The 14,987-nt window shown below is 32.9% G+C and carries 8 protein-coding genes and 1 pseudogene; all 9 read left to right on the forward strand.

Features of this window, described 5'->3' with window-relative positions:
- Positions 1–6 precede the first annotated feature (6 nt).
- The 9 genes and pseudogenes from AB8B22_RS04750 (at position 7) to AB8B22_RS04790 (ending at position 14,940) form a co-directional block, all read left to right on the forward strand.
- The gene (locus AB8B22_RS04750) at positions 7–660 is read left to right on the forward strand and encodes an amino acid ABC transporter permease (RefSeq protein WP_094080810.1); all 654 of its coding nucleotides are present in this window, start codon (positions 7–9) and stop codon (positions 658–660) included.
- A gap of 50 nt (positions 661–710) precedes the next feature.
- On the forward strand, positions 711–1,430 hold the full coding sequence (locus AB8B22_RS04755) for an amino acid ABC transporter ATP-binding protein (RefSeq protein ID WP_369711928.1): 720 nt from the start codon (positions 711–713) through the stop codon (positions 1,428–1,430).
- Positions 1,431–1,559: 129 nt separating this feature from the next.
- Positions 1,560–2,633: a methionine ABC transporter ATP-binding protein gene (locus AB8B22_RS04760; protein WP_094080384.1), complete on the forward strand. Its 1,074-nt coding sequence runs from the start codon at positions 1,560–1,562 to the stop codon at positions 2,631–2,633.
- Positions 2,634–2,636: 3 nt separating this feature from the next.
- Entirely contained in the window at positions 2,637–3,320 is a 684-nt protein-coding gene (locus AB8B22_RS04765; protein WP_094080385.1) for a methionine ABC transporter permease, read from the forward strand.
- 42 nt (positions 3,321–3,362) lie between these two features.
- Positions 3,363–4,139: a MetQ/NlpA family ABC transporter substrate-binding protein gene (locus AB8B22_RS04770; RefSeq protein ID WP_094080386.1), complete on the forward strand. Its 777-nt coding sequence runs from the start codon at positions 3,363–3,365 to the stop codon at positions 4,137–4,139.
- Positions 4,140–4,530: 391 nt separating this feature from the next.
- Positions 4,531–5,796, forward strand: coding sequence for an AAA family ATPase (locus tag AB8B22_RS04775; RefSeq protein ID WP_369711861.1), 1,266 nt, complete (start codon positions 4,531–4,533; stop codon positions 5,794–5,796).
- A 177-nt stretch (positions 5,797–5,973) separates the two neighbouring features.
- Complete coding sequence (locus AB8B22_RS04780; protein ID WP_369711862.1) at positions 5,974–7,071, forward strand: RNA-guided endonuclease TnpB family protein; 1,098 nt, start codon at positions 5,974–5,976, stop codon at positions 7,069–7,071.
- A gap of 109 nt (positions 7,072–7,180) precedes the next feature.
- A pseudogene (locus AB8B22_RS04785) lies at positions 7,181–7,348 on the forward strand (PD-(D/E)XK nuclease domain-containing protein); the annotation flags it as partial.
- Between the two features lie 482 nt (positions 7,349–7,830).
- Complete coding sequence (locus AB8B22_RS04790) at positions 7,831–14,940, forward strand: autotransporter-associated N-terminal domain-containing protein (protein WP_369711863.1); 7,110 nt, start codon at positions 7,831–7,833, stop codon at positions 14,938–14,940.
- Positions 14,941–14,987: the final 47 nt, after the last annotated feature.

Here is a 14,987-nt window from a genome sequence, read left to right on the forward strand (position 1 = left end):
GAAAAAATGACCTTTTTTCAAATATTTTTTGAACTTGTAAAGACATTGCCAAGTATGTTTCTGTTGTATATAACAACGATAGTATTTTCCGTCCCGTTAGGAATTTTAGGTGCGCTGTCATATACTGGGAAAAATAAAATTATAAAATTTTTGATTTCAACTTACACTTGGATTTTTCGTGGAACGCCGCTTATGCTACAACTTTTGATGGTGTACTATGGATTGCCGCTTATAAAAATAAAAGGATATAGTATAACTTTGACGGCTTATATGGCTGTTGCAATAACATTTGTGATAAATTATGCAGCATATCTTATTGAAATTATAAGAAGTGGGCTTGAGAGCATTGATAAAGGACAGCATGAAGCTGCAAAAGTCTTGGGTTATACATATTGGCAAAAAATAATTTATATTATTTTGCCACAGGCGCTAAGAAGAGTACTTCCCACTTTGGGAAATGAAGCAATTACCCTTATAAAAGACACATCGCTTATGTATATTTTGGCTGTTACAGAAGTTATGAAGAGAACAAAAGATTTGGCGAATATTTCTTACACAATAACTCCTTATATTTGTGCAATTATCATTTATTTGATTTTGAGTTTTTGTATTGACAGATTGTTTAAAGTTATTGAAAAACGAAATAAAGTTAGAATATAATATAAAATTGGGCAGAAAAAAGAGAAATTGGGAGTTAAATAATGGAAAAAATAATTGAAGTAAAAAATTTGAGAAAAAATTTTGGTGAAAATGAAGTCTTGCACGATATAAATTTGACTGTTAATAGAGGGGAAGTCGTTTCGCTTATAGGACCTTCAGGAAGTGGGAAGTCTACAATTTTGAGATGTATCATTGATTTGGAGACAATTACCGATGGCGATATTCTTATCGAAGGGAAAAATTTGAAGGATAGAAAATTAAAAAAAGAGATTTTGTTAAAAACAGGGATGGTTTTTCAATCATTCAATTTATTTCCGCATATGACGGTGAGAAATAATATTGTGAGAACGCTAAAATTGGTGAAAAAATCTTCTGTGGGTGAAGCTGCAAAAATTGCAAAAGAAGTTTTGGAAGTCGTTGGACTTGCCGATAAAATTGATAATTTTCCGAGTGAGCTTTCGGGAGGGCAAAGACAGAGAGTGGCAATTGCTAGAGCACTGGCACTTAGACCTGATATTTTGCTTTTTGATGAGCCGACTTCGGCACTTGATCCAGAGCTTGTAAAAGAAGTCTTAGATATTATAAGAAAATTGAAGAACGAAAGAATAACAATGTTAATTGTAAGTCACGAGATGAATTTTGTGAAAGAAATTTCAGATAAAGTTGTCGTTTTGGAAAATGGGAAAATATTGGAAAAAGGAACTTCTAAACAAATTTTTGAAAATCCAGAATCTCATCGTGTAAAAGAATTTTTAAATACAATTTATTAATATTTTTGAAAAATCAAAAAAACGTTTGCATATACACATAAAAAATGATATAATGAACCATAATAATTCTAATTTTAAAATTATTCAAAAATATTAGAAGCAAAATAAATATGAAAGAGGTGAAAATGGTTGGAAAGTTTTATAGAAATAAAAGATTTGGTAAAAAAGTATAAATTAGCCGATGGAAAAGAGATTTTTGCAGTAAATAACATAAATCTTGAGATTGAAAAGGGCGATATTTATGGAATTATGGGGCTTAGCGGCGCTGGAAAATCAACACTTATAAGGCTATTAAATAGGCTTGAAGAACCGACTTCAGGACAGATTCTGGTTGAAGAAAATGCTGATTCAAATGGTACAGACTCTGATTTTTCAAAAAAGAATATTTTGGAATTTAATGAAGCGGAACTTAGAGAATACAGGAAAAAAACTGGAATGATATTTCAGCACTTTAATTTGCTAAATTCGAGAAATGTTGCACAAAATGTTGCGTTTCCGCTAGAAATTTCTGGGTGGCAAAAAGCTGATATTGATAAAAGAGTGGATGAATTGCTTGAAATTGTTGGACTTTCAGACAGAAAAGAAAATTATCCTGAACAACTTTCAGGAGGGCAAAAACAAAGAGTGGCAATTGCTAGGGCTTTAGCGAATAATCCTAAAATACTTCTGTCTGATGAAGCGACTTCAGCGCTTGACCCTAGAACTACAAATTCAATTTTAGATTTATTAAAACAGATAAATAAAGATTTTGGGATAACTATTATTTTAATTACTCACCAAATGGAAGTGATTAGAAAAATATGTAACAAAGTTGCGATTATGTCGAATGGGGAAATTGTTGAAAGTGGAACTACAAAACAAATATTTTTAAGTCCCAAAAATGAACTAACTAAAGAATTTGTCGCTCACTTGTCACACGATACTTTTAGAACGGAAGAAGAAATTAAGAGAAGAAAAGAAAATAGCAGTGGCGGTAAACTGAGATTAAAATTAAAATATAACGAAGAGCAAGTTAGCCGTTCTTATATTGCAGAACTTATAAGAACTTTCGATGTGGAAGTAAATATTTTAGGTGGCTTTATTGACAAAGTAAGCAACATCATAATTGGAAATTTGCTTATTGAAATTACAGCGAATGAAAAAAAAGTTCACGAAATTATAGATTGGCTTACAAAACATAAAATAGATTCGGAGGTGTTATAATTTATGAGATTTGATTGGATAGAATTTTTTCAATTTCAAAATATGATTGTACCACTTTGGGAAACAATTTATATGGTTGGAATTGCGACTTTAATTTCATTAATTATTGGTTTTCCAATAGGAATTTTGTTGGTTACTTCTGAAGAGAAAGGAATTAAGCCGAATAAATCACTGCATAAAATCTTAGATGTTATTTTGGTAAACATAACAAGATCAATTCCATTTATTATATTAATGGTTTTGTTGCTTCCATTAATGAGATTTATTGTGGGAACTTCCATTGGAAGTGTTCCGTTTATTATACCACTTGCGTTAGGTGCTGCTCCATTTGTTGCAAGAATAATTGAAGGAGCATTAAAAGAAGTGGATGAAGGATTAATAGAAGCTTCAAAATCAATGGGAGCAACTTCTAAAGAAATAATTTTAAAAGTGATGATACCAGAAGCATTGCCTTCGTTAGTACATGGAATTACTTTGACAATTATCACACTTATTGGGTATTCCGCACTTGCTGGAACTATTGGCGGTGGAGGATTAGGAAATTCGGCTGTAATGGATGGTTATCAAAATCAAAATTATGCAATTATATGGCAAGCTACAATAGTTATTATTGTTTTAGTTCAAATTATACAATTTATTGGAGATACAATTGTAAATAAAATTATTGAAAAAAGAAAAAAAGTATAAATAAAAAATTTAATTTAATTTAAAAAGAAAGGATGATGTAAAATGAAAAAAATATTAGCATTGTTAGTTGCACTTGCACTATTTGTAGTGTCTTGCGGAAAAGGGGAAAAATTGAAAGTTGGAGCGACTCCAGTTCCACATGGAGAGTTCCTAAAATTAGTAAAAGATGATTTGAAAAAACAAGGAGTTGATTTGGAAATTGTTGAATTTAACGACTATATTTTGCCGAATAAGGCTCTTGCGGATAAAAGTATAGACGCAAACTTTTTCCAACATGTTCCATATATGGAAGATTTTGCAAAAAGAAATAACATTCCTTTAGTTTCAGTTGGAAATGTGCACTTGGAACCAATGGCGCTTTATTCTAAAAAAATTAAAAATATAAAAGATTTGAAACCGAATGATACACTAATTATTCCGAACGATCCGACAAACGGTGGAAGAGCCTTAATTCTGCTTGATAAAGCGGGAATTATAAAATTGAAAGATAACAAAAAATTGGATTCTACAACTAAAGATATAGCAAGCAATCCTAAAAAAATTAAAATTGTAACTTTGTCAAATGAACAAATTGCACCGAGATTAGTTGAAGTTGCAGGAGCAATCATTAATTCAAACTTTGCAATTAATGCGGGAGTTACTAAAAACGAAATTATTTTGCAGGAAGATAAAAATTCGCCTTATGCAAATGTTGTAACTGTTCTAAAAGGTAATGAAAATGACCCTAGAATACAAAAATTGATGAAAGCGTTGCAAAGTGAAAAAGTAAAAAAATATATTGAAGAAAAATATGAAGGAAGAATTATTCCAGCATTTTAGAATTTATTTTAAAATTTCAGAAAGTTTTTTATTAAATTAAAAAAATGAGCGGTATAATAGTTTTGAGGAAAAACCAGTTAAGAGGGTAAAAAAAGCAGTAAAAATAAAGACTCTGTTCTTATTGAATAAGGGTCTTTATTTATTGATTAATTTGCGAATCAACTTCAAAAAGTTGGACAGATATTTTTATGTACCACCACTTATTTTCAATAAGCTAATTTTGTCAACACATAAAAATACTCCGTATGAAAAGTGTCGTGATTTAAAATTGACTTTACTGTTTCCATATGATAGTATTCATATAGAAGAGATTGCTAATTTGAAGACATAAGTCATTTAGTAAATAAATAATATTAAATTCAAGAAAATAAAAAAGTGAGGAAGTGATTTTATGGAGAAAAAAGCGGCTCCCGTAGGAATTGAAAATTTTAAAGAATTGATACAAGACGGATATTATTATATTGACAAAACTTTGTTAATAGATGAAATATTAATAACCAAAGCAAAAGTTACACTTTTTACAAGGCCACGGCGATTTGGAAAAACACTGAATATGTCGATGATAAAATACTTTTTCGATGTAAAAAATAAAGAAGAAAATAGAAAACTTTTTGAAAATTTAAAAATATCTAGCAGTAAATATATGAGTGAACAGGGGAAATATCCTGTTATATTTATTTCACTAAAAGATTTGAAGGGAAATACTTGGGAAAAGTGCTTTGAAAATTTAAAAAAAACAATGTATAAAATTTTTAATGAATACGAATTTGTGAGAGAAAAATTAAATATTGTTGAAAAAAGAGAATTTGATAAAATTTGGGAAATGACAGATAGTGAAGAAAGTTTTAAAACCTCGCTTTTGGATTTATCGAATTATTTGTGTAAATATTACGGAGAAAAAGTAATAATCCTAATAGATGAATACGATGCTGCAATAATAAATGCTTTTGATAAAGGATACTACAATGAAGCAATAAACTTTTTCCAAGTATTTTACAGCTCAGCATTAAAAACAAATGATTCCTTAAAATATGGTATTTTAACTGGAATAACAAGGATTATAAAAGAAGGAATATTTTCAGGATTAAATAATCTTTATGTGAATACAATTCTAAGTAAAAATTACTCAGAGTATTTTGGACTTCTTGAAAGTGAAGTAATTGAAATGCTTGATTATTTTAATATGAAATACAGAATAGAAGAAGTCAGAGAATGGTATGACGGATACATTTTTGGAAACAAAAAAATTTACAATCCTTGGTCCATTGTGAATTATGCGGGAGAAAAAGAAATAAAAGCGTACTGGGCAAATGTTTCAGGAAATACGCTTTTAGAAAATATGCTTTATCACGCTGGAGAAAGTGTTTACGATGATTTAAAAAGGTTTACTGAAGGGGAGAGTATTGAAAAATATATTTCAGATGGGACTACGATAAAAAGCCTTTTAAACAGTGATGATGAAATATGGCAGCTACTTTTATACAGCGGATATTTGACAAAGGATGAAAAGCAAAGAGAGATAGACGTAACTTCAGAATATACGAATATTTACAATTTAAAAATACCAAACAAGGAAATACGAAAGTATTTTGGAAATATGTTTTTAGATAGATTTTTTGGAACAGAAATAAAGACTGATATTTTAACAAAAAGATAGCAAGAAGTCTCCGACTTCTACAAGTGGGAGATGAATTGCTTTTTTTGTAAAAAAATTGAAAAAAGGATATGTCTATGATACAATTTTTGTATAAAATATCGAAGAGAAATCACTAATGATAAATTTCTAAAGAAATAATTAAAAATAATATTCAAAATCAAAAGGAGGTGTAATTTTATGAAATATAATTTAGCATTCAGATACAAAATTTATCCAAATAAGGAGCAAGAATTATTGATAAACAAGACTTTTGGATGTGTTCGTTTTATTTACAATACAATTTTGTACACTGCGAATAAAATTTATGAAGAGACTGGAAAAAATAAAATAATTACACCTGCCAGTTTGAAAAGTGAAAATCAATTTCTAAAAGAAGTAGACAGTTTGGCACTTTCAAATGCTCAATTAAATGTAAGACGATCGTTTATGAATTTTTTTCAGAAGAGAGCAAAGTTTCCAAGGTTCAAATCTAAAAAGAATAATGTTAAAAGTTATACAACAAATTGTGTGAACAATTCGATACGAATTGAGGAGAATAAATATTTGGTCTTGCCAAAATTGAAAAGAATAAAATTAAAATATCATAGAGAAATACCAAAGAATTATAGAATAAAGTCGGTAACATTGACAAACAGTAATGGAAATTACTATGTTTCCATCTTGACAGAATTTGAAAAAGAAATTCAAAAAATACCAAGTAGCGATAAAGTAATTGGGCTTGATTTTTCAATGCCTGAATTATTTGTCAGTTCTGAAAACCAAAGGGCTGATTATCCAAGATATTTTAGGATGTTGGAAGAAGAATTGAAGAAATTACAGAAATCATTGTCAAGAAAAGTGAAATTTTCTAAAAATTGGTATAAGCAAAGATCGAAAATATCAAAATTGCATGAATATATCAAAAATTGTCGAAGGGATTTTTTGCATAAATTATCGAAAAAATTGTCTGAAGTGTATAATGCTGTAGTTGTTGAGGATTTGAATATGAAAGGGATGAGCCAGGCATTAAATTTTGGTAAAAGTATAGGAGATAATGGGTGGGGAATGTTTTTGAGGATGGTTGAGTATAAACTGATGTTTTTAGGAAAGCAATTTTTGAAGATAGATAAGTGGTTTCCATCGTCGAAAACTTGTAGTAGATGTGGAAACGTTAAAGAGGAGCTGAAATTATCAGAAAGAAGTTATAAATGTGAGTGCTGTGGGATTGAAATTGATAGAGATTACAATGCGGCACTGAATATAAGAAACGTTGGAAAAGAAATAATGGGATATTAGAAAAATAAAAGAAAACAGGGCAGGGACTGCCCGAAGAGCTTGGTAAATATATTTGGCTAGCAAAAGCAGGTACTTCCCAAGAAGCTCCCGCTTCTAAAAGCGGGAGTAGTTCACAATATCAAAAACAAAGAAGGGAATGAAAGAAAAGGCATACGAAGCACTGAAACAAATTGATGAAAAGAAGTATGACACAAGATTAAAGGCAAGAGGGATAAAGAATATTTCAAAAATTGGAATTGCGTTCTATGGAAAAGAAGTGAAGGTTGTTTGCAAATAGAGTTTATTAATTTAGAGGATGAAATAATAAAATCTGATAGACTGAATTTTTTAAATTGTAGTTTAAAATTAAAAGATGAGAGATGTAGTGATTTTGAAAAAAGTCATTTGATATGGAAATAGGTAAATTACAAAAATTAAGACTCTGCTATTGAAGTAGTGTCTTTTTTTTGTAACTAAAAATAAAAAAATTTTTTTCCTAAAATAAATAAAAAACTTTTTTACGCTATACCTATAAATATTGAAATTGCGTTTGTTTTTCCTTTTTAAATAAATAAAAAAATTATTATTTATTTAAATTTTTTTGCTATTTCTTAAAAAAATACTTGTTTTTTTTTTTTGTTATAATGTTAATGGTTCAAGAAATAAAAACAAATAAAATTGAAGAAACTGAAAAAATTATTAACCACTCACTCACTCATTTAAAACTATTCTTGATAGCTTTTTTGGATTTTTTAATTTTAGGAAAGAAGAGGTAAAAGTATGACAAATGATTTGAGAATTCTAAAAAAAGAATTGAAATCTTTTGCAAAAAGAGTTAAAGATTTTAAATACACCGATTCGGCACTTATTACTTTCTTACTTACTGGGCTAATAATGCTTAGCGGTATTTCACTTAATCTTTACTCGGATGAAATCAAGACACAGCAGGAAGCGATAAACATGTCAATATTCCAGCTGCAAAAGGACTTTAAGCGTGCAAGGCAGGAAAACAATAAACTTTTGAGAAATACGAATTTAGAATTGATTCAGTTAATGGAACAGGGGGATCACGTAGTAAAATCACCTTGGGGCAGTTTTCAGTTCGGTTCAAACTATGTGTATAACGACTGGAAAGGGACTTACAAAGGTCGTGGAGATAAAAAGGAAGCTATAAAATATGCGAGAGAAAATGACAAGTTCGGGACTTATGCGGGAGCAAAGCAGGGGACTACTGAGTTGAAAAGGGTTATTGAACCGATTTCGGCTGTGCCTGTGGATGCGGCGGTTAGACCAAAAACTGTAACTATAGATGCTATAGCTGGCGCTTCAGCTCCAGTTATAAAAACACCGACTTTGAATGTTAATGTGTCGAGTGTGACACCATCGACTGCATCGGTTCCATCTATAACACCGCCAAAAGTTAATATTCCTACTGTTAGTATGAAAAAGGTTGAAGGTTTTACTTTAGTTTTTCCTAATTCATTAGATAATGGAGCTCATGGTACACGTAAATATTATACAAATGGTAGTGATGGTACATTATTGGATTTATCTTTAAATTCATATTCTCAAACATCATATATTCATCCAGCAACTCCTAGTAGTGTTCAATATATTTCATACTATCAATTTGCTGGAAATGAAGATGTTACGGGTAATCCTATATATAATACTTCAAACACAACAATAACTATGATTGGAAATGCAACAGCAAATAATATACTGGGTTCCAACTTTTATGGTGGAGGAAGTAGATTTGCCTATATTGATGATGTTAGGAATAGTGTACCTGGTTTAACTTTTAAATTAGAAAATCAAGCTAATATTGGTTTAAAAGGACCTGCAATAGCCGCTATAGTAAATGAGGAAACTTCATATACAGATGGTAATATAACTACAAATATTACAAATGTAGGAAGTATTAGTGACGAAAGTGAAATTCTTCCACAAGGTAGCTACTCAGGAACTTTAAGAAATAATGTAAATGCAACATTGCCTTATGGTAAGGTTGTATATGTAAATGATAAAGGAAAAACTGGTTATAAAGTAGGTTTGGCACAAACTACTGAAGAAACAGTCAATTACACAAGAAAGACATTTTATGAATTTTTTAATGGAGATACAGCAGGTACTCCTAGTTTCTTTAATGACTTTGATAGTAAATTGAATGCTGCTGTTAGCAGTCCTACTTTTTCTTCAATTTCTACTGCATTAAAAGATACGAATATTAATGGAAATATTTTTACTCCAAAAGGCGTAATACATTTTAGTGGAGACTATTCGACAGGAATACAAGTTGCTGCTGAACATAGACCAAGTGGTGTACCAGGTCCAACTAATGATCGTTCATTAGTTAGAGCTAATAATAAAGAAAATGGTTATATTCAGTTAGATGGTTCACATTCTTATGGAATGAAATTATCAGGTCAGGCTATAAAAGTTGATAATAGTGATTATAATCCAAATTCTAATGTAGCTTCTTATATGGCAAATAATGGTTTAATCTTAATTTCAGGTTCATATGATACAGGAATAACTATTGGTAGGACCAATGATGGTTTACCTGCAAGTCAAAGCTATGGTTCATCTGCGGGTATGGCAAAGTTAAAAGAAGCAAAATGGTCTTCACAACATACAATATTCAATAATGGTAAAATTTATGTAGGAGGTTATAATAATTCAGGAATTTTATTGGAATCAATTTATGATGATACTGTAACAAATAATGGAAATATTACTATTGATAAAGCATATAATTTGTTCAATAATCCTAATAATTCAGTTAATTTTTCTAATGCCGTTGCTGAAAGTAATGCTGGGATAAGAATTCAGAGTTATTATGATACAACACCACCAATGGGTAATGCAGAAGGGAGTCCTGAAGGGATAAATAATGGGACAATAAATGTTAATAATGGAGAAGGAAATGTTGGTATATATGTTCTGGACGTCGATAGTAATGGTGGTACTATTCCTTCAGCTAGTGGAAAAAATATTTTAGGTAATAATACTGGTACTATTAATATTAATGGTGGAAAAAACGTTGGTATGATGGCACAGGATGATTCTGGATCTGTAACTAATTTCAAAACTATTATTAGAAATAGTGGAACTATAAATGTTGGTGGTAAAGGTTCAATAGGTATGTATACAAATGATAAAGAATCTTTTGCTGAACAAAATGGCGGAACTATCACAGCATATGCAAACAATGTAGGAGTTGTAAATAAAGGAACCTTTGATTTCAAAGGTGGAACAATAAAAGCAACTGGAGTAAATTCAGTGGGAGTCTATTCTAAAAATGGTACAAACTCAACTACTAATATAGGTAGTGGTACTCCAAATTCAGCAACATTAAATGTTTCTGATGGTGGAGTAGGACTTTATGCAGATGACGGTTCTAAGCAAACTTTAAAAGGATTGAATGCCGATGTTTCAGGAACTGATAAAGCTGGGTCAATTTTATTTTATAATATTCCATCAACATCAGGAGGTACTGCAGGAGAATTTGATGTAACAAATAATCCAGGTACTGCCTCAATAGGAGCTTATTCATTTGCTTTCTATACTAATGATAATCTATTTTCAGGTGGAACTACATTTGCTCAATTTTTAGATAAATGGATTAATACAGGAACAGGAAATGGAATAGCTTTGACAATGAAGCCTGGTTCAAGTTTATTGTTAGATGACGTAAGTGATGCTGCAAATAAAAATGTATTATTCAGTAATATAACACCTATAACAGGTCCAACTTTACAAAATAGTAGTAAAATAGTAGCGACACTTACTGGAGATTATCAATATTTAACAGTAAAAGGGGCAGATGTAAAAATAGACGAAACAAATTATGATTTGTCAGACGTAAATAATAAGTTAAATAAAGTTTCAATATATGACTCAAATATAACTGTAAATAATGGAACAACTGTTCATGATGGGGCTTCTCCTAATGTGGCAGCATCAACTAATTTAGTCAGTCAAGGGTATATTCTTGGAGTAAATAACGGAAGAACCTTGACTAACAAAGGAACAATTACAATGAATTCTACAACACCTGCACTAAAAACATTGGTTGCAATAGGAACTGATGACAAGACACATACAGTAGCTTCAAAAGCTGTAAATGATGGAACTATCACAAGTAAAATCAATGATGGAATTGGAATTTATGTTGGAGACGGTGCAGAAGGTACTAATAATAGTGGTAAATCTATAACAATGGACGGAATAAAAGCGTTTGGCATAGTCGGTTCAGAAGCTAATACAGAAAATAAAGGTGACATTACAATTAATGGAGTATCGTCAATAGGAATGTATTCTGTTGAAGATCCTTTGGCAGTTTTAGATAAAAAAGCAAAAAATAGTGGAAATATAACAACAACTGGAGATAATAACATTGCAATGGTTGGAGATAATTCCGATATATTAAATGACACAACTGGAAAAATTAATTTAAATAATTCTAATAACAATGTTGGAATGTATACAAGTGCTAAAGGAACAATTACAAATAATGGAACTATTAAAGGAATAGATAAAACAATAGGAATTTATGGAAAAGATAAAATTGAATTGGGAAGCAGCTCAAGTATAACAGTTGGAGATTCAGGAGTTGCCTTATATTCAAGTACAGGAGATGTTAAAGTTAATCCTGGCGCTAAGATTGAATTGATAAAAGGTGGAAGCGGGTCAACACCAGCTGACAATGCAACAGGAGTATTTGTAGATAATTCTCGTGGTACAGCTTCAACTGTAAATATAGATGTGCATGATTTAGTTCAAAGTAATCTTGGTAAAAACTCTTATGGATATTTCTTTAAAGATGTGAATACTTTAAATTATACAAATTCAAATGGAAGCAATCCAATTACATTAGATGACGGTTCTATTTTCATTTATTCTGATGCAACAAATGGAAATGTACATAATGCACAGGATTTAACTTCTGTAGGTAATGGAGTAATTGGTCTATACCAAACTGGCGGAACAATTACAAATGCTGGAAAACTTGAATTTAATACAGGAACTAAAAATACCGCAGTATATACTGTAAATGGAGCGGCTACAAACCAAGCAGCTGGATCAATTGAGGTAGGTGCTTCCAATTTTGGTATGGTAACAACAGGTGGATTTTTAACAAATGATGGAAAAATTAACATAACAGCAAATAAAGGTACTGGTATGTATTCATCTAGTTTAAATGCAATAACAAATAATGGTATAGTAACAACAGCAACAGGTGTAACTGATGCAGTTGGTATTTACGGTAAAACTGTAAATAATACATCAAGCGGTAAAATTACTGTTGGAGATGCCAATGTAGGTATTTATTCCAACGATGGAGATATAACAAATGATGGAACTATTTCAGTTGGGAATAATAAAGCAATTGGTATTTATACGGTTGGTTCTAATCAAAACATCAATACAAATGCAGGTTCCACATTTAGCATAGGAGATGACTCATTTGGATTTGTGGACGCAGGAAAAGGGAACACGATAACATCATACGCAAATCCAGTAACTCTTGGAAGCGATGCAATCTATGCTTACCAGAATGACAATACAGGAAAGATAGTAAACTACACTCCATTGACATCATCAGGGGACAGAAACTACGGACTTTATGGAAACGGGACTACTGAAAACTACGGAACAATAGACTTCTCAAATGGAAACGGTAACGTAGGAATTTATTCAACAAACGGCGGAGTAGCGACAAACTTTGGAACAATAAAAGTGGGACCTTCAAACACAAGTGCAAAAGAATATGGTGTAGGTATGGCAACAGGATACTATGATGAGGCAACAAATAAAACTTCAAATGAAGGAACAATCATAAACAGAGGGACAATAGAAGTAAGCAAGGCGAACACAATGGGAATGTATGCAGTAGGGCCTGGCTCAAAAGCAATAAACTATGGAACTATAAACCTATCGGGAAGAGATACGATAGGAATGTATCTTGACAGGGGTGCACATGGTGAAAACTGGGGGACAATCCAGACAACTGTATCAGGACTTAGAGGAGTAAAAGGTATTTATCTTTCAAACGGAAGCTACATAAAGAACTACGGGACAATAAACATAGCGGCTTCAGATATTAAGAGTGCAGGGATCTGGGCAGATACTCAGTCGTTCCCGAACGCTGAAGAAAATTCAAGCGGAAGAAACCCGATAACAGGGGCAATCCAGACAGGAACTTCGACACCGCTAATAAAAGTGGTGACAGCGGATGACATGAAGGAAATGGGAGGAGTGACAATAAAAGTTCCGCCAAGAATGACGCCTGTGACAGTGACAGATGCGCAAGGGAATGTGATACCGATAGTAAAAGTTGACACAGACACTCCAGCACCGAATCCGGTGTCAGTAACGGTGACATCGCCATCAGGGATAACAACATTGAATCTGGCGGTAAACAATATGCAGAACTTCCCGTCAGCTTCGGAAGCGACAAGCATCGGAATGTATGTGGACACGTCAGGGGTAAACTACACAAATCCGATACAGGGGCTTAACAACTTAGTCGGGCTTGAGGATATAAGCCTGTACTTTGGACCGGAAGCTTCGAGATACACAACGTCTAAAGCCATAGAAATAGGGGACAACATTTTGAAGCCCTACAATGATGCGCTAAGAGGGCTTGTCACAGCAGGAACGACATTGTACGTAACTTCGCCGAGCCTTACTTGGATGGCGCAGCCTACGAAAGATGCGTCGACAGGACTTCTGGACAAGGTGTACCTGGTAAAAGTTCCTTATACAGCGTTTGCAAAAGACGGGGATGACCAGACATACAACTTCCTGGCAGGGCTTGAAAAGAGATACGGAGTCGAAGGACTGGGGACACAGGAGAAACTGATATTCGACAAGATAAGCAGCCTAACTGGCGGAGAAGGTCACATACTGGCACAAGCGATTGACGAGATGAAGGGTCACCAGTATTCAAATATCCAGCAGAGAACAAAGGAAACAGGGGATATTTTGAACAACGAGTTCAGCTACCTGCAGAATGAATGGGAAAATCCTACGAAAGACAGCAGCAAGATAAAAGCATTTGGTCAGAGAGGGGAATACAAGACAGACACAGCTGGAGTGGTAGACTACGCAAGCAACGCCTACGGGGTGGCCTATGTTCACGAGAAGGAAGGCGTGACGCTTGGAAACAAGACAGGATGGTATGCAGGAGCGGTAACAAACCACTTTAAATTCAAAGATTTGGGAAGATCAAGGGAAGACCAGACAATGATGAAAGCTGGAATCTTTAAGACAGTATCGCCAGCAAAAGACCACAATGGCTCACTGCAATGGACAATATCAGGGGAAGCGTTTGCAGGAGCGAACCATATGAAGCGAAGATACTGGGTTGTAGACGACACATTTGAAGCGAAATCAGATTACGCGACATATGGAGTGGCGCTAAGAAATGAACTTGGAAAGGACATCAGAACGAGCGAGAGAACAAGCATAAGACCATACGGGGCGCTAAACTTGGAATATGGAAGATACACAGGAATAAAGGAAGATGGGCCGATGGCGCTTGAAGTGAGAGGAAACGACTACATTTCAGTGCAGCCGGAAGCGGGAGTTTCATTCAACTACAGACAGCCTGTGGGATTAAAGAGCAGCCTGAAAGCAAGTTTGGCAGCCGCCTATACAAATGAGCTTGGGGAAGTGAATGATGTCAAGAACAAAGCCAAATTGAGAGGGGCGGATGCGCCGCACTATGAACTTCGCGGAGATAAGGAAAATCGGAAAGGAAACGGAAAGTTTGACTTGAATTTAGGATTTGAGAACACAAGATTTGGAGTGACAGTAAACGCCGGATACGATACAAAGGGAGAAAATGTAAGAGGAGGTATCGGATTCAGAGCGATTTACTAAGCTGAAGAGGATTTGCTGAAAATGGTTTAAATTATTTGTCATAATAT

Source organism: Leptotrichia rugosa (assembly GCF_041200005.1).
GTDB lineage: Bacteria > Fusobacteriota > Fusobacteriia > Fusobacteriales > Leptotrichiaceae > Leptotrichia > Leptotrichia rugosa.